The organism is Amycolatopsis roodepoortensis (assembly GCF_014873915.1).
Lineage (GTDB): Bacteria > Actinomycetota > Actinomycetes > Mycobacteriales > Pseudonocardiaceae > Amycolatopsis > Amycolatopsis roodepoortensis.
The window spans coordinates 149,851-170,813 of record NZ_JADBEJ010000005.1; the positions used below are offsets into that span (position 1 = coordinate 149,851).

The following is a 20,963-nucleotide window of genomic DNA, read 5'->3' on the forward strand; positions in this document are numbered from 1 at the left end:
ACGAACCTGGGGGTTGCCGAAATGCGTGTCGATCCGTCCAACGAGCGGATGTTGCAGGCGTGGGACGGTGATGACGGCGCTCTGTGGGCGAAGCGCGCGCAGCGTTTCGACGACGGTGTCGCCGCTTATCGCGACACGTTCTTCGACGCGGCGTGCATCCGGCCGGCGGACGACGTCCTCGATGTCGGTTGCGGTGCGGGTCAGACGACGCGGGACGCGGCGCGGTTCGCCAGCGGCGGTTCCGCGCTCGGGGTGGACCTCTCCGGGGAGATGCTCGCTCTCGCTCGTCGGCTCGCGGAGGAGGAACGCGTTCGCAATGCCTCTTTCGAACAGGTGGATGCGCAGATCCATCCGTTCGGCGAGGCGCGGTTCGATGTGGTGATCAGCAGGCACGGCTCGATGTTCTTCGGTACTCCCCTGGCGGCGTTCGCCAACCTGGCCAGGGCGACCCGGCCTGGTGGGCGTCTGGTGCTGCTGACGTGGCGACCGTTGCGGCTCAACGAGTGGATCACCACGTTCCGGACGATCTTCGCGGCCGGTCGTGCGGTGCCGTCGTCGGATCTCGCGCTGAGCGACCCGGCCGAGACCGAAGGGTTGCTGGTCTCGGCCGGGTACTCCGACGTCCGGTGCACCGCGGTGGACAAGCCGATGTACTTCGGCCGGGACGTGGACGACGCGGCCGACTTCATCGTCGAGCAGCATGGCGGCCGGTTGAGCGACCTGGACGAGGCCACGCGTACCGCGGCCGTGGCCGCCTTGCGGGCTGACCTCGCCGAGCACCAGACCGACCGAGGCGTTTTCTACGGCTCGGCGGCCTGGCTCGTCGAGGCCCGGCGTCCTTGAGCTACTGCTTGCGGGCGATCAGGTAGGCCTGTTGCGTGCTTTCGAACTCCTCGGACGGTTCGCGGACGAGGGTGGAGACCACGCTGAACTTCGCCTCCCCCAGCTGCTCGGTGATCTTCTCGGGCGACAGGCGGTAGGCGTCGCAGGAGATGTCGTGCCCGTACGCGTGCTCGATGTGGCGTACTTCGTCGCCGACCTGGAAGGCCACGAGCAGGTGGCCGCCCGGGGCCATGATCCGGTGGAAGTCGGCGAAGATCTCCGGTAGCCGCTCGCGTGGCGTGTGGATGATCGAGTACCAGGCGACGACGCCGGCCAAGGCACCGTCCTCAATGGACAATCCGGGCATCTCCCCGACGTGGAAGTCCAGGTGGGGATACCACTTGCGGGCGACGGCGACCATTTCCGGCGAGAGGTCGACGCCGTGGATGTCGAGCCCCAGCCGGTGGAGGTGTTCGGTGATGCGGCCGGGGCCACAGCCGATTTCGGCGACGCGGCCGCCGCCGGCGGCCTGGACGAGCTCGGTGTACGCGCCGAGCACGGCGCGGTCCCAGGTGGATCCGGCGAGGTGGTCGCGGAGGAGTTCAGCGTAGTCGGCCGCGACCGTGTCGTAGGCGGTGCGGGTCGTTTGGAGGTAGTCGGTCACGGCGGCGACCCTAGACCCGGGCACCGACAACAATCGTCGCGTACAGCTCGTCGTCGGTGATCACTTCGGGGGTCAATCCGTTGTGTGCCATGGCTTCCGCGGTCCAGGCGGCCTGGCTTTCGCCGGTTTCGATCAGCAGGTGCCCGCCCGGTGCGAGCCATTGTGCGGCCTCGGCGGCGACGCGGCGGTGGACGTCGACACCGTCGTGCCCGCCGTCGAGGGCGACGCGGGGTTCGTGGTCGCGCGCTTCGGGCGGCATCATCGCGATGGCGTCGGTCGGGACGTACGGGGCGTTGACGACCAGGATGTCGACGTGGCCTCGTAGCGTCGCGGGAAGCGGTGTGTAGAGGTCGCCCTCGAAGACCTCTCCCCCGGCTTGGGCGACGTTGAGGCGGGCGCAGCGGACGGCGGCGGGCTCGATGTCGGCCGCGTAGAGCCGGATGTCGCCGAGTTCGGCGGCGATGGCCGCGCCGAGCGCTCCGGTGCCGCAGCAGAGGTCGAGGACGACGGCTCCTGGTCCGGCGAGGGTGGTGGCGTGGCGGACGAGGAGTTCGGAGCGTTGCCGTGGCACGAAGACGCCGGGTTCGACGGTGATGCGGAGTCCGTGGAATTCGGCCCAGCCGAGGATGACTTCGAGTGGTTCGCCGTCGACGCGGCGCTGGATCATGGTGTCGAGTTCGCCGGGTGTGCGGGCTTCGGCGGTGATGAGGCGGGCTTCGTCTTCGGCGAAGACGCATCCGGCGGCCCGGAGCCTGTCGATGACGGTCACTGGTCTCGCAGTCTGGTGAGGATTCCGTCGAGGGCCTGGCGGACGGTGTCGGGGACGCCGTTGGTGCGCAGGTCGGTGAGGAATTGTTCGTTGAGTCCACCGGGGGTCATGTGCTTGCCGGTGAGGGTTTCGAGGGAGCCGCCCTGCTGGACGAGGGCGTGTCCGAGCTGGCCGAAGATGTGCCGGGTGAAGGTGGTCGCCGTGGTGTCTTCGATGCCTTGGTCGGTCATCCAGGCGGCGATGGTGCCGAGGTAGTCGAGGTGGGCGGCGAAGGTGGCCGTGGCGCCGCTGAAGACGTCGAGGTCCTTCTCCGCGGCGGGGACGACGCTGCCGCCGATGCTGTCGAAGAGGGCGCGGGCTTCGGGGTTGTCTGGGTACATCGCGGTGAGGCTTTGGCGGCGGGCGGCCGGGGGCAGCGGGATGCTCCGGACGACTTCGCGGGCGGGGGCGGCCCAGTCGCGCAGGTTGTCGAGGGGGACGCCGGCGAGGGCGCTGATCAGGACGTGGTCGGGCCGGAAGGTGAGGTCGCGGAGGACTTCTTCGGCGATCGGCGGGCGGACGGCGAGGATGATCGTCGTGGCGCTGTCGACGACCGCTTGGTTGCTGTCGCGGACTTCGACGTTGGCGAAGCGTGCCGAGAGTTCTTGGCCGACGCTGCGGCTGCGGGGTGAGAGGAAGATCGAGGGCGGGTCGGTGATGTCCTTGCTGAGGCCCTCGACGATGGCGGCGGTGATCTCGCCCGCGCCGACGAATCCGTAGTTCATGGTCAGGCTCCCGTGCGGCCGTCGACGCGTTCGCGGATGAGGTCGGCGTGGCCGTTGTGGCGGGCGTATTCGCCGATCATGTGGAGGTACAGCATGCGCAGCGAGAACGGGTTCCCGCCGAGGTCGAAGGTGTCGTCGAGGGATCCTTCGGCGGCGGCTTCGCCGGCGAGGCGGATCTCTTCGAGGAGGATGTCGTACGCCTCTTCGGCCTTGGCGGCGTCGAGGACTTCGAAGTCGTGGTCCTTGCCGAGGGCGGGGTCGTAGAGGGGTTCGATGTCCTGTGCGGCGTAGCGCAGGCGGAACCAGAAGCGTTCGACCTTGGCGAGGTGCCGGATGAGGCCGAGGAGGGTCATGTTCGACGGCGGGACCGACGCCGTGGCGAGTTGTTCTCCGGTGAGGCCGGCGAGTTTGTGGAGGAAGGTACTGCGGTGCCAGGCCAGCAGGGAGGGCAGGAGGGTCCGTTCGTCGGCGGCGGTGTCGCCGGACGGCCGGGTGACCTCGGGGGCGGTCCATGTCATAGCGGCGATCATGCCATCGGGTGACGTGGGGTTCGTGGTGCGCCCGCTGGGGTGAGCGGGGTCACGTGAAGGCCGCTGAATCCTTTCGCGGGTGTCGTGGCTCTTGTAGGGGCCGGGACAAGCCCGGCGCAGGAGGAGGTTGTCGTGGAGGCCGAGTGGCCGAGGGAGTCGTTGATCGTGGCGGCGCAGGGCGGGGACGCGTCCGCCATCGCCGCCCTGGTCTCGGGTTCCCATCCGCATGTTCAGCGGTTCGCGCGGTCGCTGTGTGCTTCTCCGGAGGACGCGGAGGATTCGGCGCAGGAGGCGCTGATCATCCTGTACCGGAAGATCGGCACCTTGCGGGCCACGGGTGCGCTCGCGTCGTGGATGTTCCGGATCGTGCGCAACGAATGCCTTCGGCGGGCCCGCCGGGCGTGGCGTGGCGGGGCGCCGGCGGAGTCCGTCGCGATGGTCTCGGCCGAGGAGGACGCGTTGGATCGGCTGGAGGCGCAGCGGGTGGCGGCGGCGATCGCCGAGTTGCCGGCGGACCAGCGTCGCGTCTTGATCATGCGTGACATCCAGGGCCATTCGGGCCGGGTGGTCGCGGACGCGCTCGGTTTGAGCACGGCCGCGATGAAGTCCCGGCTACATCGCGCGCGGGCGACGGTCCGTGCACTTCTCGACAACCCCGCTTCCTGACCTTCCGTTGAGGAGTTTTCATGCTCGAAATCGGTTCCACGGTCCCTGACGTCGCGCTGGAGGACACGACAGGGCAGGTCGTGCGGCTTTCGGAGTTCCGCGGTACGGCGAGCGTGCTGATCTACTTCATGCGCTCGACCACGTGTCCTGTGTGCACCGGCCATGTGAAGGACCTCGCGGCGCGGTCCGGGGAGCTGGCGGCCGCGGGTGTGCGGGTGCTGGTGGCGGTTCCCGAGGGCCGGGCGGAGGCCAAGGCGTGGAGGGCGAAGCGCGGGTTGTCGCTTCGGGTGGTCTCTGGCCGGGACGGCACGCCACATGAGGCGTTCGGATTGACGAAGAAGATGCTGCAGCAGTCGGGCAGTGTGCTGATCGACCGGGACGGAGTGGTCCGGCACGCCCATGCGGCGACCATGCCGACGAGTGCCTACGACAAGAAGGGCATCGCCAAGGCGGTGGAGGAGCTCGCCAGGGTGCGTTGACTGAAGGTGTGAATCAGTGCTTCACTTCTTGGGTGCCGTATCGCCGTACACCGAAGGTCCAGGAGCGTCTGGACGCCCAGCGCGACGCCGTCCTCGCCGCCGCCATGGAGCAATTGGCCGAGCGCGGATACGCGGGGTGCTCGGTGTCGGCGGTCGCCGAGCGGGCCGGAGTGGCGGTCGGGAGCGTGTACCGCCACTACCCCACCAAGGCCGCCCTGGTCGTGGAGTTGTTCCGCAAGGTCGTCACGCGTGAGGTCGAAGCGGTGCGCGAGGTGTCGGAGCGGCCCGGTTCGCCGGCCGAGCGGATCGTGGCGATCTTCGACACCTTCGCCAGCCGGGCGCTGAAGACGCCGCGGATGGCGTACGCGCTGCTGGCCGAGCCCGTCGACGCGCCGATCGAGGCCGAGCGGCTGGTTTTCCGGCGTGCCTTCCGTGACGTCGTGGCCCAGCTCGTGGCCGACGGTGTCCGGTCCGGGGTGCTGCCCGCCCAGGACGCGGACGTCACGGCGGCGGCGCTCGTCGGCGCGGCCGCCGAGGTGCTGATCGGCCCGTTGACCACCGGCAGTGCGGACGAGGTGTCCGGGCTGCGCACTTTCGTCCTGCGTTCCTTGGGAGGTTCCGATGCCGGTCACTCATGAGGTCACCAATCAGGTCCCGCCGTTGGCGGACTACGACGCCGCCGCCGATCCGGCCTTGCTGGAGGGGCTGGAACGGGCGGGCGCCGGTTGGGCGGTGGCCGAGGTGCACGCCCTCGGCAGGCTCGCCGGGAGCGAGCACGTTCAGGAGTGGGGCAGGCTGGTCAACGAGAACGAGCCGGTGCTGCGGACGCACGACCGGGTCGGGAACCGGATCGACGAGGTCGAGTTCCACCCGCACTGGCACGATCTCATGGACGTCGCGGTGTCTTATGGGCTGCACGCGGCACCATGGCGGGATTCCCGGCCGGGCGCGCACGCGGCACGGGCGGCGAAGATGTACGTCTGGGGTCAGGTCGACGCGGGACACACGTGCCCGATTTCGATGACGTACGCGGCGGTTCCGGCGTTGCGGTTCAATCCGGAGCTGTCCGCGCGGTACGAGCCGCTGCTGGCGGCGACGGAGTACGACTTCGGGTTGCGTGAGCCGAGTTCGAAGCGCGGGCTCATCGCCGGCATGTCGATGACGGAGAAGCAGGGCGGTTCCGACGTCCGGGCGAACACGACCACGGCGCGTCCGCTCGGGGACGGCAGCTACGTGATCGTCGGGCACAAGTGGTTCACCTCGGCGCCGATGTCGGACATGTTCCTGACGTTGGCCCAGGCGCCCGGCGGGCTGTCGTGTTTCCTGCTCCCCCGGGTCCTGCCGGACGGCACCCGCAACGGGATCCGGTTGCAGCGGCTGAAGGACAAGCTGGGCAACCGGTCCAACGCGTCGTCGGAGATCGAGTACGACGACGCGATCGGCTGGCTGATCGGCGAGGAAGGCCGCGGGGTGCGCACCATCATCGAGATGGTGAACAACACCCGGCTGGACTGCGCGGTCGGGAGCGCGTCGGGCATGCGGTACGGCGCCGTGCGGGCGGTCCACCACGCGCGGCATCGTCGGGCCTTCGGGGCGAATCTGGTGGATCAGCCGCTGATGGGCAACGTGCTGGCCGATCTCGTCGTGGAATCCGAGGCGGCCACGACGGTCGGGATGCGGCTCGCGTCGGCGACCGACCGGCCGGACGACGAGCAGGAGCAGGCGTTCCGGCGGCTGGGCCTGGCGGTGACGAAGTACTGGGTGTGCAAGCGCGGCCCGTCGCACGCGGTGGAGGCGCTGGAATGCCTGGGCGGCAACGGGTACGTCGAGGAGTCGGGGATGCCGCGGCTCTATCGCGAGGCTCCGCTGATGTCGATCTGGGAGGGTTCGGGCAACGTCGCGGCGCTCGACGCGCTGCGCGCGATGGCCAAGCAACCGGAGTCGGTGGCGGCGTATTTCACGGAAGTCGAGCAGGCGTCCGGCGCCGACACGCGGCTGGACGACGCGGTGGGCAGGCTGCGCAAGGAGCTGTCGGATCTGTCGGACATCGAGTACCGGGCGCGACGGCTGGTCGAGTCGATGGCGCTCGTGCTCCAGGGTTCACTGCTGGTGCGGCACGGGACGCCGGCGGTGGCCGACGCGTTCTGCGCGTCGCGGCTCGGCGGCGACTGGGGTGTCGCGTTCGGGACGCTTCCGTCCGGAGTGGACACGCGGGCGATCATCGCCCGTGCGGAGGTCTGAGCGCCTCGGCATTCCACGATGACAGCTGACGTCAGATGACCCGAAATCCACACGGTGCCGCGCCACCGGCCCGATCCCTTGCCTGCTCTGAAGGTAGGGAAGGAGGCCTTCACGGCCCGCCGAGTTCCGAGTGCCGTGTAGCTCTGTGGGTCCTTGCCCAAGTCGGCGGTTTCACCGTCGCTTTTCGAGCGTTTCGGACTCTCGGTACCCGCATGACCACGTGCTGCACCGGTCCGGCCCGTTCCCCCGGTCGGACCGCCGCCGAGCACTGCGAACAGCCGCAGGATTGCGGAATTCGGGTGCATGCAAGGGCTCGCGCTTCGGCTACGTTCCTCGGTCATGGTCGATCGCCGAAGATGCCTGGCCCTGGTCCCCTTGGCGCTGTTCGCCGCCGGTTGCGCGGCGGCCGAGCCGACGCCGCTCTTCGCCGCGGCGAGTTCGACGCCTTCCGCGGGGAGCGGGCCGATGATGGAGGCGGCGGCCCCGTCCGGAACGCCGTTCGTCGCGGCGGACGGACGGAATCTGAAGGCCTGCGCCGATGGGGAGTGCGAGGTGCTGGTCCGGACCGGCGACCAGGTCCCCAACGACGGCGGCGCCGGCCCGCTCGCGGTCACGGTGCAGGCCGGGAAGGTGGGTCTCGCTCCGGCTTCCGGCGGGATGGGCGGGGCCGTGTCGGGTCCGCCGGGAATGGTCCACCAGATCAACCGGCAGGTGATCGCCGTCGTCACGGTGCAAGGCGACGAGGGGATCGTCCGGCTCAACCGGAAATAGCCGCTCAGCAGCCGGTTCGCGTCGGCGCACGCCACCTCATGTCGGATCACCGCCGTCGTGGACGGTGCCGGTGAACCACGTCGCGAAGGCGCGGTAGTTCCACACCTCGCGCAGACGGTTGTCGGAGTAGGCATCGACGCCGCGACGTAATACCACCAGCGGATTGAGGGACTCGACTCCCCATGTGCATCAGCAGTCACAACAGCTACGCGTTAAGGCCCCCTTCCCTCGGCTCAGCCGAGGAAACTCGACCTTCACACCTTCCCGAAGTACATGAAGGACCCCTTCGTTGCGCCTAGGTACAGGAAGGGGTCCTTCATGTACTTCGGGCGAGCAAGGGCACAGGTACGAACCGGCGGTTTCGCGTGATCCGACGGACACGCGTGACTGCGCTGCCTACCGATTTGGCCGGCCGCGATCCCTGTACCTACTAGTATGTACGGCATGCATGCGATGCAGTACGAGATCACCCTCCCCGCCGACTACGACATGGGCGTCATCCGCGAGCGCGTCGCCACGCGCGGGCATCTGCTCGACGACTTCGGCGGCCTGGGGCTGAAGGTCTACGGGATCCGCGAGCGCGGCGTCGACGGCTCGACGCTGAACCAGTACTCGCCCTTCTACCTGTGGCACGACGAGGCCGGGATGAACGCCTTCCTGTTCGGCGGCCCGTTCAGCGGCATCGTCGAATCCTTCGGGCGTCCCGCCGTGCAGCACTGGACCGTGCTCGGATTCGAGGAGGGACCCACGTTCGGCTCGGCGCCGGTCGCGGCGGGAAAGCACGTCGTGCGGATCCCCGACGAGACCGACCCGGTCGCCTTCCTCGGCGAGGCCCTCGACGGGCTGCGCGAGCACCTGCGGCGGGACGGCGCGCATTCGGGCGCGCTGGCCGTCGATCCGCGGACGTGGCAGGTCGTCCGCTACACCCTGTGGACCGGTCAAGCGCCTGAAACGGACGAAGTCCGGTATCGGATCCTCCACCTGTCCTCGCCGCACCTGGATCAGCTGCGGCGAGGACTGCAGTGGGATCAGCCGAGCAACGCGGCGAACAACGCACCGGGATCGGCTTCGGGCGGACCGGCGGGCCACTGATCGCGGTACGGGTACCAGAGCCCGTCCTTGCCCAGCCGCACCTGCACGCCGGTTCCGTGGACGGTGCAGTGGTTCCGTTCGACGTCCAGCCCCTCGCCGGGGTCGTCCACGACCTCGGCGAAGGCGGCCCGAGCCCGCCCCATCGCCTGTGGCGGCGGGGTCCACGTGGTCTCCAGGACCTCGAGACCAGTGCGGCCACCGTTCCGCCAGGCGAGCACCGCGCGGTCGAAGTCCTCACCACTCTCCGCCGGGCGCAGCCTGTCGGCGACCTCCGGACGAGTGGCGGCCAGACGGACGGCGTCCTGCTTACGGGTGAGCTTCGGCTGCGACGCGAGCAGCGCACCGGCCGTCTGGCTCGCGTTGGCGATCAGCAGGGCGAAGGTCTCGGCCGGGATATCGGGCGCGCCCGGCACGGTCGGGCCCCCGGTGGGCGCGAACCCGTCGAGATCCGGCAACGGACCCGGCTCGTCGGCGTACGCGCGCTCGGCGTCGATGCCGTCGTCCCCCGTGCGCACGAACCGCGGGGCGTTGCGCCGCTGCAATTCGTCGAGTAGTTCCCGCTCCCCCTTGCCGCGCATCAGCAACAGCACGAAGGGATCCGCGTCGAGCAGCCACGAGGCCTGGAACGACAGCGCCGCGGCGTGACGGCACGGCAGCTCCCAGCCGGGGCAGTCGCAGTCCGGGTCGAGGTCACCGATCCCGGGCAGCAGATGCACCCCGGCGTCGTCGGCGGCCTCGACGAGGTCGTGCGGCATGTCCCGGTCCAGCAACGCGGCGAGATGCCCGGCACTCGAGGCGACCCGGTCGAGGAACCGGTCCCATTCGTCGGCGGTCAGCTCCGCGAGCCGGACCTCCGTGCGGTACTGGCCCTCCTGGTCGTCGACCACGGCGGCGATCCGCCCGGGGCTGACAGTGATCGGACCGACCCGGCCCGCCGCGGCGTACTTGCGGCCCTGTTTGAGCTGTTGGAGGTCGAGCGCGGTGTCCTCCATCGCGCTGATCCACGCGCGGCCCCACCACAAGCGGGCGAATTGGCCACGTCCGCCTTGGGCGCCGAAGGCGGGGAAACCGCGAACGCGGTCGTCTGGCGTGCTCATCGGCGGCTCCTCAACTCGACCAGGTCGGCCAGCTCGGCGTCGGTCAGTTCGGTCAGCGCGGCCTCGCCGCCGGCGAGTACCGCGTCGGCGAGCGCGCGCTTCTCCCGCAGCATCGCCGCGATGCGGTCCTCGACCGTGCCCTCGGCGATGAGCCGGTGCACCTGCACCGGCCTGGTCTGCCCGATCCGGTACGCGCGGTCGGTCGCCTGGTCCTCCACCGCGGGGTTCCACCAGCGGTCGTAGTGCACGACGTGATCGGCGCGGGTCAGGTTGAGCCCGGTCCCCGCCGCCTTGAGCGACAACAGGAACACCGGCACCTCACCGGCCTGGAACCGGCGCACGAGCTCCTCGCGTTTGGGCACCGGGGTGCCGCCGTGCAACAGCTGCGTGCCGATCCCGCGCTGCGCGAGATGGCGTTCCAGGAGCCGTGCCATGGCGACGTACTGGGTGAACACCAGCACCGACCCGTCCTCGGCGAGGATGGTGCCCAGGAGCTCGTCGAGCAGTTCGAGTTTGCCCGACCGCCCGTCCAGCACCGCCTCCGGCGGCTCCTTGAGGTACTGCGCGGGATGGTTGCAGATCTGCTTGAGCCCGGTGAGCAGCTTGACGATCCGGCCGCGGCGCGCGATGCCCTCGCTCCCAGCGATCTCGGCCATCAGCTCGCGCACCGTCGCCTCGTACAGGGCCGCCTGCTCGGCGGTGAGTGTCACCGGCCGGTCGGTCTCGGTCTTGGGCGGCAGCTCCGGCGCGATCCCCGGATCGGATTTGCGGCGGCGCAACAGGAACGGCCGGACCAGTCGAGAGAGGCTCTCCGCGGTCTCCGGATCTTTCCCGGACTCGACCGGTTTCGCCCACACCCGGCGGAAGTCGGCCATGGTCCCGAGCAGTCCCGGCGTCGTCCAGTCCAGGATCGCCCACAGCTCGGCGAGGTTGTTCTCCACCGGGGTGCCCGTCAGCGCCACCCGCGCAGACGACGTCAGCGTCCGCAACGCCTTCGCCGTCCCGGAGCGGTGGTTCTTGACGTGCTGCGCCTCGTCGGCGACCAGCAGTCCCCAATGGACGGCGCCCAGCGGTTCCGGATCGACGCGCAGGGTGCCGTACGTCGTGAGCACGAAGCCGCCGCCGAGGTCGTCGAGCGAGCGTTCGGTGCCGTGGAACCGGCGCACCGGGACACCGGGGGCGAACTTGGTGATCTCCCGTTCCCAGTTCCCCAGCAACGATGCCGGGCAGACGACTAGCGTGGGCCCGTCGGCGCGATGCAGATGCAGCGAGATCAGCGTGATCGTCTTGCCGAGACCCATGTCGTCGGCCAGGCAGCCGCCGAGCCCGATGGACGTCATGGCGGTGAGCCACTGCAGGCCGCGCATCTGGTAGTCGCGCAGGGTCGCGGCCAGTCCGCGCGGGGGCGCCTGCGGCTCCGGTGGCGCGAGCAATCGTTCCCGCAACGCGGCGAGCCAGCCGTCGGTGAGGACGTCGACGCGTTCGCCGTCGACCTCGGCCGTCCCGCTCAAGGCGGCGCCGAGCGCGTCGATCGGCGTGAGCGGCTTCAGCGCGCGATCCCGCGCCTTCGCCGCCAGCGCCGGGTCGACGAGGACCCACTGATCACGCAACCGAACGACGGGGCGGTGCGCCTCGGCCAACGCGTCCATCTCGGCCGCGGTGAGCGGTGCGCCGCCGAGCGCGAGCTGCCAGTCGAACTGCAGCAGGGTGCCGCCGGCGAAGAACGACGGAAGGTCGGCGGGCGGCGCGTCACCGCCGCCGACGACGGCCTTCGCACTCAGGTCACGGGCGAGATCGGCGGGCCAGTGCACGTCGATGCCCGCCGTGGCCAGCAGGGGCGCGGCGGTGGTGAGCAGTTCGGTGATGTCGGCGTCGCCGAGCCCGACCTCGTCGGGCACCGCGGCGCCGAGCAGGGGTTCCAGCGGTGGCCACAGGTGCGCCGCGCGGCGCAGGGCCAGCATGACGTCGATCCGCGCTCGCGGGCCGAACCGGTCGTCGCCTGCCCAGAGCGCGGCGGCGTCGATCAGGACGCCGGGGTCGGCGAGACTGTGCACCTGGACGACCCCGCTGAACCGGCCGCTCGTGAAGTCGTCGTCCGGTGCCTCGATCCGCACCGAGACCCGGACCCCGGAGTCCAGCCCGGCAGCGACCTCGGCCGCCCAGTCACGCAACTGCGGGACACGATGAGCGGACGCGGCGGCGAAGGCCTTGACGCCCGCCGCCTGCGCGGCCGCGGGCGTGCGGGGAAGGGTGTCGGCCACCGCATCGAGGAACGCGCGCAGCAATGGATACCGCGCGGGGAGCAGGTTTCCCTCATCCGGGATCGCCCTCGCCCTGGCCGGCATCGCCTCGGACAACTCGCGTAGCCAAGCGGCGTCGGCGGGTTCCAGCGGGCCCGCGCGCCACGCGTCCACATCGGACTCCGTGAGCCCGGGCAGCAGCCTTCCCGCCTCGGCGAGCTTCAACGCCGCCGCGGCCGCGGTGCTCCAGAACCGCGCGGAGGGATCGTCGCTCTCACGAAGCCGCAGGAGTGCGGGGAGCGCCTCGGCCATTGGAAGCCGTACGCACGGCACCGTGACGACCTCGGGCAGGGCGACTGTCACCTCCCCGGTCCCCGGCGTGTTCCCGTCCGCGTTCCAGAAGACGAATCCGCTGGTCCGAGGAGGATTGTTCGGTTCGAAAACGACACTGCCGAAACCGTCGTGAGACGCCACTCAACCCCAATCTCTGTACGGTGTACAGTTCAGGATAACACAACTCTGTACACTGTAGAGAGAACGTGATGACGGACGCGGACCACACCGGCACGGGCGATCCACGGCGGACCATCGAACTGCTCTGGGGCGTACGCGAGAAACCTCGTCGCGGCCCCAAACCGAAGCTCACCGTCGAGGAGATCGTCACCGCCTCGATCGAGCTCGCCGACACCGAGGGCATCACCGCGCTGTCGGTGCGCCGGGGCGCGGAGAAGCTCGGCGTTTCCCCCATGACGATCTACACCTACATCCCCGGCCGCGCCGAACTGCTCGACCTGATGATCGACCGCGTCCACGGCGAACTGACCGATCCGCCGGAGAGCCACGACTGGCGGGTCACGATGACGACGCTCGCCGAGGACGCGTGGGAGATGTACCACCGGCATCCGTGGATGCTCCAGCTCACCACCGGCCGCCTCCCCCTCGGCCCGCACACCTTCGCCAAACACGAACGCGAACTGAAGGCCGTCGACGCGATCGGCCTCACCGACCTGGAAATGGACGCCGTGGTCGCCATGGTCAACGGCTTCGTCCAGGGCATCGCACGCGGCTCGGTCGAATCGGCGAGTCTCGTGCGGCGATCCGGGCTGACGGACATGGAGTGGTGGACGGCCAGCGCGCCAGTGCTCGCGGAGATCCCCGAAGCCGACGCCGGGCTGTTCCCGCTCGCGGCGCGGATCGGGCAGGCCGCCGGGGAGACGCACGGTGCGGCGAGCGCGCCGCTGCACACCTTCCGGTTCGGGCTGGCGCGGATCCTGGACGGCGTCGAGCAGCTGGTGAACGGCGACTCCGGTGCTTCGGGGGTCGAACTGCCCTCCTGAACGCCTCGTGAGTGTTAGGACGGTTAGAGCCAACCGTGTCTTGAGTACCTGCCGGACTGGGAACACAGGTGCGCGGCGTGCGTCAAGGCGTAACTCGCGTGATCAGGCGCGTAACTCGCGTGCCTGGAAGCGACACTCGTGAGTTACGCCGCTGATCACGCGAGTTACGCCTTCAAGCACGCGAGTGCGGCGCCACCGCACGCCTCGCGCGTTACTGGCCGCGTCGTCGCAGTAAGCGGTAGACCAGCCACAGCGCCAGCGCGACCGGCGTCAGGACCGCCGTGAACAGGATCCCCCCGAACATCCCGTAGCCGTGCGGGTCGAAGGACAAGCCGGTCGCGCTGAGCACCACGCGGGCCACAAGCAGCACGATCACCGCGGCGACGCAGACGAACGCGCCGAGCACGACGCGTCGTAACACCGTCCGCGATGTGCTCTCCATATCGGTCACTTCGGGTCGGGAGTGCAGACGGTCAGGAACGACTTCCGGTTCTCCCGCTCGACGCCCGCCGCGTCGAGCCAGCCGCTCCGGCCGAACAGGTAGGTCCCGGCCGGATGCTGGGCCGATTCCCGCAGCACCTGGGCGACGTCGGCCTTGGCGCCGTTCGCTTTCGGGCCGTCGACGGCGACGCTGATCGAACCCGCCTTGGTCCAGTCGTACCCGGCGGGCAGCGGTGTCCGCACCTGGAGCGGGCTCTCGGTGTCCGGAAAGGACACCCCGAGCAGGTCCAGGCGCTCGACCCGCACCCCCGGCTCGGGCGCGGCCCACACCTGCTCGGTGCTCGCCTGGGTGCCGGAGTCGAACGTCAGCCGCAGGCCGGTGACGCCCTCGCACGGAGTGCCGGTCCACAGTTTCAGGACGCCGTCGTCCACGCGGAACCCGGCCTCCGGTGGCAGCGACGGCGCGAACTGCGCCTTGGTGTCGCACGCCGCGGTCACCGCCACAACGAGCAAGACGGCGCAGGCCCGCCTAGTGATATCCGCCATCGGTGAGTCCCGCGTCTTCCTCGGTTTCGTTGCCGCCGGTGATCTGCTCCCACGCGTAGGAAGCGAGGAAGCCGGCATAGCCTTCGCGCGCCCATTGCTGGGAGTGGCGCTCCTCGTGGTGCAGCAACCGGTCCAAGTCGAGCGAACCCTGGGACGCGCCGTCGTCGTCCTCGTACCAGGCGTGCCCCGACTTCGCGACCTCTCGTAGTTGCTGCGCCGGATCCTTCGCGTCGTCGATGTTCAGCATGAACGTGTCGCCCCAGGCGGTGCCGCCCTGCTGGCTGAACTGGTCCTGGATGAGGTTCCCGCCGAGGCCCATCATCATGCCGTTCGGGGTGGTCACCAGCCGCCCGCCGTTGCCGTGCACGAAGCCGACGTCGTCGTCGTAGCTCCAGGAGTTCTCCCGTTGCCGCTCGGTGATCCGCCGCAGCTCCTCGGATCCGTACGGCGTCGGCGCGAAGTCGGTCTTCTCGCCTTCGGTCCCGTAGTCGGTGCCCGCGTTCATGATGTAGGTCATCCGGACCGCCTTGGCGGCGTCGTCCCCGCTGATGTCGGTCGGCATCAGGAAGTACGACTTGAACGTCCCGTCGCCGTCCTCGTCCTCGCGGATCTCTTCCATACCGTCGAGGACCTTGAAGTCCTCGGGTGTGATGTCGTGTTCGTCGGCGATCTTCTTGATGGTGTCGATCGATACGCCCCGGCGTACGGCGTTCTCGAGCCACTGCCGGTAGTGCCCGGACGCGGGTGGCCCGGACAGCAGTCCTGCCTCGCGCAGGGACTGCTCCATCTCGATCACCTTGGCGTCGATCTCCCCGCTCTTCTTGGCTCCCGCGAGGGTGGTCGCTCCGTCGTCGCTGACCTTGCCGTCCTGCGCGAGCTGCATCACGCGGGCGAGGGCGGCGTCGATGTTGTTCGCCGCCGTGAGGATCGCCTTGGTTTCCTGCTCCAGCTGCTTCTTGATGGTTTCGCGGTGCCGCCGGGACTCGGCGTACTCTTCGGCCTCGAACCGCGACTTCGGGGGCGGGTCGGCGGGCTTGTCATCCACGAGCGCCCCGTCGGCGGCGATGCGGAACTGGTAGGTGTGGGCGAGGGAGTCGTTGTTGGCGACCCTGCTCTTGAGGGCGGTCACCTCGTCCGACGCGTTCTGCAGGGCGGTTTCGACGGCGGACAGTTCCGCGACCAGGACCTCGGCCTTGTTCCGCGTGTCGCCCAGCGAACCGCGCGCGCTCTCACCGGCCGGGCCGCGCCAGTCGGGCAGTTTCCGGGCGTCGTCGAGTTCGTCCTGCAATCCGATGAGCTTGTCCCGCCGGCCGGCCAGGTTGGTGGCCGCCGTGTCGAGTGCTTCGGCGTCCCATTTGCGGACGTCGTCGTAGCCGATCGTCATCCTCCGAAAGCCTCCTTCGCGGAGTTCTCGTTTTCGGAGTAGGTGTTCGCGGCCTTCGTGATCGAGTCGCTCCAGCCGTCGATCTCGCCGGCCCACCCTTTCCCGCGCTCGGTGAACGTCGACGCCAGCGTGGGCGCGTTCTTCGCGGCCTCACCGCCCGGCAGGGCCGTCGCTATCGCTTCCAGGCCACTGCCCGGTTCCACGGCCCTGGCCTGGTCCGCGGCGGACCCCGCCGCCTTGGCCGCGCTCCGCAGCTGACCGATCTCGACCTCGTACCCGCTCACAGCCGCTGGACTCTACTTGAGCTCCGGGGCCTCCACAGGCGTTTTGGGCGATTCTTCGACGACCGGAGGACGGGCGAGCTCGGCCAGTTGCCGGACGACGTCGTCGTACCGCGCCTGATCCGCGACGGCACGGGCCTGCGCGCGCTCCAGTTCTTCGGACAGCGCCGTCGCCCGGGCTTCGGCGAGACTTCTGGCAGTGTGCTCCTGTGCGAGTTCGGCTCGGACGCGGTCGAGCTCGCCCCGGAGCCCGGCCGATTCCTCCCGCGCGGCGGCACAGTCCTTTTCGGACACCGTCGCCCTGGCCTTCGCCTCGTCGAGCCGGTCCAGCAGGGCTTCGAGCTCCGCGACCGCACGGGCGAGTGCCGTGTCGCGCTCGCCCAGCTCCGCCGCCAACCGGGTCTTCTCCTCTCGGACGGCGGCGAAGTCCTCCCGCAGCGTCCGGAGGTCGGAGACCAGCGCGTCGCGGGCGCGTTCGGCCGCCACGGTCGCGGCTTCCGCGGCGCCACGGGCCCGTTCGTGCGCGGCGACTTCGGCCCACGAACGCTGGCGGGTCTCCTCGGCGTCCTTCAAGGCCTGCTCGGCGGTGCGTTCCGCTTTGGCCTTGGCCATCTTGTCGTCGCGGGACGCGGCCAGGGCGGTCGCGCGGGCGGTGTCGGCCTTGGCCGCGGCCTGCTGCGCGTCCTCGGCTTCGCGCCGGGCCGCGGCCGCGTCGGTTTCGGCTTCGGTGACCCGCCCCAGCGCGGCCTCGGCGGCGGTGTCGAATCGCGAGCGCATGGCGTCCAGCAGTTCCACCAGCGACGCCGCGGCCGGGGTGAACTCGTCGGCGATCCGGCGGACCTCCAGCAACGGATCGGCCACGCTCGCCACGGCGGCCGCCCGCCGGGCACGCGACGCGGCGTCGGCGTGGGTCTTGCTGCAGTAGGCCGAGGGCCTGCCGCCCTTGCGTTTCCCGTCGGCGTCCACCGCGGGCGGGGGCAAGGGATTCTCGCAGCCTTCCAGCGCGCACAGCCGGACCTCGTCGGCGTCCGTATCGATCACCGCAGCAGGGTAGCGCTGCCCGCCCGGGCGAAAAGCGAGGCAACGCCGGTAAGACCGCCGATAGGGTCGATCGCATGCGTGTCCTGCTCACCTTCGCCGGCGGCAACGGTCACTTCCGGCCGCTGCTCCCCCTCGCCCGCGCACTCACCGACGCGGGCCACACGATCGGGTTCACCGGCGAGCCGTTCATGGTCCCGATCGTCGAAGCGACGGGATTCACCGCGTTCCCGTCGGGGCCGAATCTCGGAAGTGACGGCCGTCGTCGGCCGTTGCTGCCCGTCGACAGGGACCGCGAGGACGCCGACCTTCGTGACGGGTTCGTCCGTCGCACGGCACCCCTGCGCGCGAAGGACGTCTTGGCGCTCTGCGAAGACTGGACACCGGATCTGCTGGTCTGCGACGAAGCCGACCACGGCGCGATGATCGCGGCCGAGAAACTCGGTCTCCCCCACGCGACCGTCCTGGTCACCGCGGCGGGCGTCCTCATCCGTCCCGGACTCGTCGACGACGCGCTCAACGAGGTCCGCGCCGCCCACGGGCTTCCCCCGCAGCGGGATCTCGCAATGGCCTACCGCCATCTCGTGCTCTCACCGTTCCCCGCGAGCTTCCGCGATCCACGGTTTCCGCTGCCGCCGACCGCGCAGCCGTTCCACGATCCCGTTCCCGGTCGTGGGCCGATGCCGGACTGGTACGTCGAGGGCCGCAAGACGGTCTACTTCACCCTCGGCACGATCTTCAACACCGAATCCGGTGACCTGTTCGCCCGGGCGCTGGCCGGTCTGCGGGAGGTCGACGCGACCTGTGTGGTGACCGTCGGGAACCTCATCGACCCCGCCGAGTTCGCCCCTCAGCCGGAGCACATCCACCTCACGAGATACCTGCCGCAGGACGACGTCCTCCCGTACTGCGACGCGGCGCTCACCCACGGCGGTTCGGGCAGTCTGCTGGGTGCGATCGCCCACGGGCTGCCGATGGTGGTGCTGCCGATGGGCGCCGATCAGCCCCACAACGGCGACCGGGTCACCGAACTCGGACTCGGCACCGTCCTCGACGTCCTCGAAGCCACACCGGAAGACATCCGCGACGCTGTGACCACGGTGCTGAGGGAACCGTCCTACCGGGAGGCGGCCGCGCGGCTGCGCGACGAGGTCACCACGTACCCGCCGCCGGAGAAGATCGTCCCGCTCCTGGAGGGTCTGCCCCGGTGATGACCGAACTCGACGCCGCGATCACCCGGGCGTTCCGCGAGGAGTCGGGACAGGTGATCGCCACCCTGATCCGGGTCACCGGAGACTGGGATCTGGCCGAGGAATGCGTCCAGGAGGCGTTCGCACTCGCGTTGCGGACCTGGCCCCGCGACGGCGTCCCGGCGAAACCCGGCGCGTGGCTGACCACGGCGGCCCGCAACCAGGCCACCGACCGGATCCGGCGGGAGGCGGTCGGTGCGGCGAAACTGCGGGAAGCGGCCGCGCTGGACGTTCCCGCCGAGCCGGAGTGGGACGAGAGCGGCGTCCACGACGACAGGCTCCGGCTGATCTTCACCTGTTGCCACCCCGCACTGTCGATGGAAGGCCAGATCGCGCTCGCGCTGCGGACCTTGGCCGGGCTCACCACCGCCGAGATCGCCCGTGCGTTCCTCGTCACCGAGGCGACGATGTCTCAGCGGCTGGTCCGGGTGAAACGGAAGATCCGCACCGCGGGCATCCCGTACCGGGTGCCACCCGCGGAGCTGCTGCCGGAACGCACGGCCGCGGTACTGGGGATGCTGTACCTGCTGTTCAACGAGGGCTATTCGGCCAGTGCCGGCACCGATCTGCTCCGGCCGGACCTGTCCGCGGAAGCCATCCGGCTCGCCCGAATCCTCGCGGACCTGATGCCCGGCGAACCCGAGGTTCTCGGGCTGCTGGCCTTGCTGCTCCTGCACGACGCCCGCCGTTCCACGCGCGTCGACGATGAAGGCACCCTCGTCTCGCTCGAAGACCAGGACCGCCGCCGCTGGAACACCGCCGAGATCGCCGAGGGCACCGAACTGCTGGAGTCCGCGCTCCGCCGCGGCGTCCCCGGGCAGTACCAGATCCAGGCCGCCATCGCCGCCTGCCACGCGACCGCGGCCCACGCGGCCGAGACCGACTGGTCGCAGATCGCCGCCCTCTACGGGGAACTGCTGCGTTTCGTGCCCTCGCCGGTCGTCGAGCTGAACCGCGCGGTCGCCGTCGCCATGGCCGAAGGTCCCGACGCCGGGCTCGTGCTGGTCGACAAGCTCGCCGGCAGTCTTCCGGGCTACCACCTGCTTCCCGCGACCCGTGCGGACCTGCTGCGGCGCCTCGGCCGCCTCGAGGAGGCCGCCGGCGCCTACCGCGAGGCGCTGGCGCTCGCCGGTACCGACGTCGAGCGCGCCTATCTGTCTGGCAAACTCGCCGAAATCTCCTGACGCCAAGTTGTCTGTCCCCGGCGACGCCGTTCGTCGGTGGGACGACAAGTCACGAAAGGAAGGGGTCATCCGATGGCCGTTCTCGACGTTCCCGGCGCCCGGCTGCACCACACCGTCACCGGCACCGGTCCGGCACTGCTGTGCATCCCCGGTGGTGCGGCGGATTCCGGCATGTTCGCGCCGATCGCGGGCCTGCTCGCGGAGCACTACACGGTGATCACCTACGACCCGCGCGGGATTTCCCGCAGCACCCTCGACGATCCCGCCGAGGAGCAGAGGATCGAGGTCCACACCGACGACGCGCTCCGGCTGCTCGACAGTGTGAGTCCCGAACCCGCGGTGATCTTCGCGTCCAGCGGCGGCTGCATGCAGGCTTTCGAGCTCGTCGTCCGCCAGCCCGGGCGGGTCCGGACGCTCGTCGTTCACGAACCGCCGCTGACGAGCCTGCTGGACGAGCAGCCCGACGTCGATCCCGGCGAGCTGCTGAACATCCACCGCGAGCACGGCATCGAGGCGGCGATGGCGAAGTTCCTCGCCGATGCCGGTTTCGAGGCGGGCGAGGGTGCTCTCCCGCCGGAGATGCGGAAGAACTTCGAGTTCTTCATCGTCCACCTGATGACGATGATCGGGAACTACACCCCGGACTACGCGGCGCTGAAGGCGTCGGACACCCGGATCGTCGTCGGCGTCGGCAAGGAGTCGGCCGGCCAGCCCGCCCACGAGGGCGCGGTGCTCGCCGCCGGCCGTCTCGGGGTGGAACCGGTCTACTTCCCCGGCGACCACGGAGGTTTCGCCGCCGAGGCCGCCGCGTTCGCACCACAGCTCCTGGAGGTTCTCCGCGCCTGACCCCGGTCAGGCGCGGACGTGCACGATCAGTCCGCCCACCAGAGCGCCGAAGCCGCCGATAGCGGCCAAGGTCCGGATCAGGTTCCACCGTTCCCAAACACCCTCGAACTTCGCCCGCAGCGCCTCGAAGTCGGTGTCGTCACCGGCGAAACCGGCTTCGAGCGCGTTGTTCAACGGCACGTTGACCGCCATCGTCACGATCAGCATCACCAGCAGGAGGACGAACCCCGCGATGAGCCACGGCAGCGCGGACCGCAGCTCCGACCGGAAGTGCAGCGCCGCAGCCGCCGCGGCGAGCAACGGCGCGCCGCCGAAGCTGATCGCGAACCAGCCGTTGAGGATGGCGATGTTGATCTCCCGCATCCCGGTCACGTAGGTCCGGGCGTCGGCCCGGCCCAGTCCCGGCATGACCGAGCACGTGTAGGCGTAGAACAAGCCCGCGATCAACCCCGCCGTGATGACGGCCGCGATCAGGACGATCTCGCTCAGCGTCGCCATTCCTGTCGCCTCCCTTCCGATTC

At 70.0% G+C, this 20,963-nt stretch carries 23 protein-coding genes; 11 read left to right on the forward strand and 12 right to left on the reverse strand.

What is annotated here, in order from left to right; genetic code table 11:
- The first annotated feature begins 21 nt into the window (after nucleotides 1–21).
- Nucleotides 22–843, forward strand: coding sequence for a class I SAM-dependent methyltransferase (locus H4W30_RS20100; protein ID WP_225949786.1), 822 nt, complete (start codon nucleotides 22–24; stop codon nucleotides 841–843).
- Between the two features lies 1 nt (nucleotide 844).
- Here the strand turns inward: H4W30_RS20100 and H4W30_RS20105 are convergent, their stop codons facing one another.
- From H4W30_RS20105 to H4W30_RS20120, 4 genes are read right to left on the reverse strand one after another with little or no spacing between them, the layout of a single operon-like run.
- On the reverse strand, nucleotides 845–1,486 hold the full coding sequence (locus H4W30_RS20105; protein ID WP_192744279.1) for a class I SAM-dependent DNA methyltransferase: 642 nt from the start codon (nucleotides 1,484–1,486) through the stop codon (nucleotides 845–847).
- 10 nt (nucleotides 1,487–1,496) lie between these two features.
- Nucleotides 1,497–2,255, reverse strand: coding sequence for a putative protein N(5)-glutamine methyltransferase (locus H4W30_RS20110; RefSeq protein WP_192744280.1), 759 nt, complete (start codon nucleotides 2,253–2,255; stop codon nucleotides 1,497–1,499).
- Nucleotides 2,252–3,019, reverse strand: coding sequence for an NAD(P)-binding domain-containing protein (locus tag H4W30_RS20115; protein WP_192744281.1), 768 nt, complete (start codon nucleotides 3,017–3,019; stop codon nucleotides 2,252–2,254). Before H4W30_RS20115 ends, H4W30_RS20110 begins: the two co-directional genes overlap by 4 nt.
- 2 nt (nucleotides 3,020–3,021) lie before the next feature.
- Nucleotides 3,022–3,537: a DinB family protein gene (locus H4W30_RS20120; protein WP_192744282.1), complete on the reverse strand. Its 516-nt coding sequence runs from the start codon at nucleotides 3,535–3,537 to the stop codon at nucleotides 3,022–3,024.
- 144 nt (nucleotides 3,538–3,681) lie between these two features.
- Here H4W30_RS20120 and H4W30_RS20125 point away from each other — a divergent pair, with 144 nt between their 5' ends.
- The 6 genes from H4W30_RS20125 (at nucleotide 3,682) to H4W30_RS20150 (ending at nucleotide 8,798) form a co-directional block, all read left to right on the forward strand.
- On the forward strand, nucleotides 3,682–4,215 hold the full coding sequence (locus tag H4W30_RS20125) for an RNA polymerase sigma factor (RefSeq protein ID WP_192744283.1): 534 nt from the start codon (nucleotides 3,682–3,684) through the stop codon (nucleotides 4,213–4,215).
- A 20-nt stretch (nucleotides 4,216–4,235) separates the two neighbouring features.
- Nucleotides 4,236–4,694: a peroxiredoxin family protein gene (locus H4W30_RS20130; protein WP_192744284.1), complete on the forward strand. Its 459-nt coding sequence runs from the start codon at nucleotides 4,236–4,238 to the stop codon at nucleotides 4,692–4,694.
- A 32-nt stretch (nucleotides 4,695–4,726) separates the two neighbouring features.
- A complete protein-coding gene (locus H4W30_RS20135) occupies nucleotides 4,727–5,332 on the forward strand; it encodes a TetR/AcrR family transcriptional regulator (protein WP_192744285.1) in 606 nt (201 codons plus the stop codon).
- Entirely contained in the window at nucleotides 5,316–6,935 is a 1,620-nt protein-coding gene (locus H4W30_RS20140) for an acyl-CoA dehydrogenase family protein (protein ID WP_192744286.1), read from the forward strand. The genes H4W30_RS20135 and H4W30_RS20140 overlap by 17 nt, the downstream gene beginning before the upstream one ends.
- A gap of 339 nt (nucleotides 6,936–7,274) precedes the next feature.
- A complete protein-coding gene (locus H4W30_RS20145) occupies nucleotides 7,275–7,706 on the forward strand; it encodes a hypothetical protein (protein ID WP_192744287.1) in 432 nt (143 codons plus the stop codon).
- Between the two features lie 444 nt (nucleotides 7,707–8,150).
- Nucleotides 8,151–8,798, forward strand: coding sequence for a DUF4865 family protein (locus H4W30_RS20150; RefSeq protein ID WP_192744288.1), 648 nt, complete (start codon nucleotides 8,151–8,153; stop codon nucleotides 8,796–8,798).
- On the opposite strand, the gene H4W30_RS20155 is transcribed toward H4W30_RS20150, so the two are convergent.
- Together H4W30_RS20155 and H4W30_RS20160 are read right to left on the reverse strand one after the other, a co-directional pair.
- Entirely contained in the window at nucleotides 8,735–9,895 is a 1,161-nt protein-coding gene (locus H4W30_RS20155) for an SWIM zinc finger family protein (protein ID WP_192744289.1), read from the reverse strand. The genes H4W30_RS20150 and H4W30_RS20155 overlap by 64 nt on opposite strands.
- Nucleotides 9,892–12,609 carry a DEAD/DEAH box helicase gene (locus H4W30_RS20160; protein WP_192744290.1) on the reverse strand — a complete coding sequence of 906 codons (2,718 nt, stop codon included), beginning with the start codon at nucleotides 12,607–12,609 and terminating at the stop codon, nucleotides 9,892–9,894. The genes H4W30_RS20155 and H4W30_RS20160 overlap by 4 nt, the downstream gene beginning before the upstream one ends.
- Nucleotides 12,610–12,677: 68 nt before the next feature.
- On the opposite strand from H4W30_RS20160, the gene H4W30_RS20165 reads away from it, so the two are divergent.
- Nucleotides 12,678–13,472 (forward strand): TetR/AcrR family transcriptional regulator, encoded by a 795-nt coding sequence (locus tag H4W30_RS20165; protein WP_192744291.1) that lies wholly within the window; start codon nucleotides 12,678–12,680, stop codon nucleotides 13,470–13,472.
- A 211-nt stretch (nucleotides 13,473–13,683) separates the two neighbouring features.
- Here the strand turns inward: H4W30_RS20165 and H4W30_RS20170 are convergent, their stop codons facing one another.
- From H4W30_RS20170 to H4W30_RS20190, 5 genes are read right to left on the reverse strand one after another with little or no spacing between them, the layout of a single operon-like run.
- A complete protein-coding gene (locus H4W30_RS20170) occupies nucleotides 13,684–13,914 on the reverse strand; it encodes a hypothetical protein (RefSeq protein ID WP_192744292.1) in 231 nt (76 codons plus the stop codon).
- Nucleotides 13,915–13,919: 5 nt separating this feature from the next.
- Entirely contained in the window at nucleotides 13,920–14,459 is a 540-nt protein-coding gene (locus tag H4W30_RS20175; protein ID WP_192744293.1) for a hypothetical protein, read from the reverse strand.
- Entirely contained in the window at nucleotides 14,443–15,843 is a 1,401-nt protein-coding gene (locus H4W30_RS20180; protein ID WP_192744294.1) for a WXG100 family type VII secretion target, read from the reverse strand. Before H4W30_RS20180 ends, H4W30_RS20175 begins: the two co-directional genes overlap by 17 nt.
- The gene (locus tag H4W30_RS20185; RefSeq protein ID WP_192744295.1) at nucleotides 15,840–16,127 is read right to left on the reverse strand and encodes a hypothetical protein; all 288 of its coding nucleotides are present in this window, start codon (nucleotides 16,125–16,127) and stop codon (nucleotides 15,840–15,842) included. Before H4W30_RS20185 ends, H4W30_RS20180 begins: the two co-directional genes overlap by 4 nt.
- A 12-nt stretch (nucleotides 16,128–16,139) precedes the next feature.
- Nucleotides 16,140–17,165 (reverse strand): coiled-coil domain-containing protein, encoded by a 1,026-nt coding sequence (locus H4W30_RS20190; RefSeq protein ID WP_192744296.1) that lies wholly within the window; start codon nucleotides 17,163–17,165, stop codon nucleotides 16,140–16,142.
- 74 nt (nucleotides 17,166–17,239) lie between these two features.
- Between H4W30_RS20190 and H4W30_RS20195 the strand changes: the two genes are divergently transcribed.
- From H4W30_RS20195 to H4W30_RS20205, 3 genes are all read left to right on the forward strand, one after another.
- Entirely contained in the window at nucleotides 17,240–18,373 is a 1,134-nt protein-coding gene (locus H4W30_RS20195; RefSeq protein ID WP_192744297.1) for a glycosyltransferase, read from the forward strand.
- Complete coding sequence (locus H4W30_RS20200) at nucleotides 18,370–19,596, forward strand: RNA polymerase sigma factor (protein WP_192744298.1); 1,227 nt, start codon at nucleotides 18,370–18,372, stop codon at nucleotides 19,594–19,596. The genes H4W30_RS20195 and H4W30_RS20200 overlap by 4 nt, the downstream gene beginning before the upstream one ends.
- Nucleotides 19,597–19,668: 72 nt before the next feature.
- On the forward strand, nucleotides 19,669–20,442 hold the full coding sequence (locus H4W30_RS20205) for an alpha/beta fold hydrolase (RefSeq protein WP_192744299.1): 774 nt from the start codon (nucleotides 19,669–19,671) through the stop codon (nucleotides 20,440–20,442).
- 6 nt (nucleotides 20,443–20,448) lie between these two features.
- Here the strand turns inward: H4W30_RS20205 and H4W30_RS20210 are convergent, their stop codons facing one another.
- A complete protein-coding gene (locus tag H4W30_RS20210; RefSeq protein ID WP_192744300.1) occupies nucleotides 20,449–20,940 on the reverse strand; it encodes an anthrone oxygenase family protein in 492 nt (163 codons plus the stop codon).
- Nucleotides 20,941–20,963 lie beyond the last annotated feature (23 nt).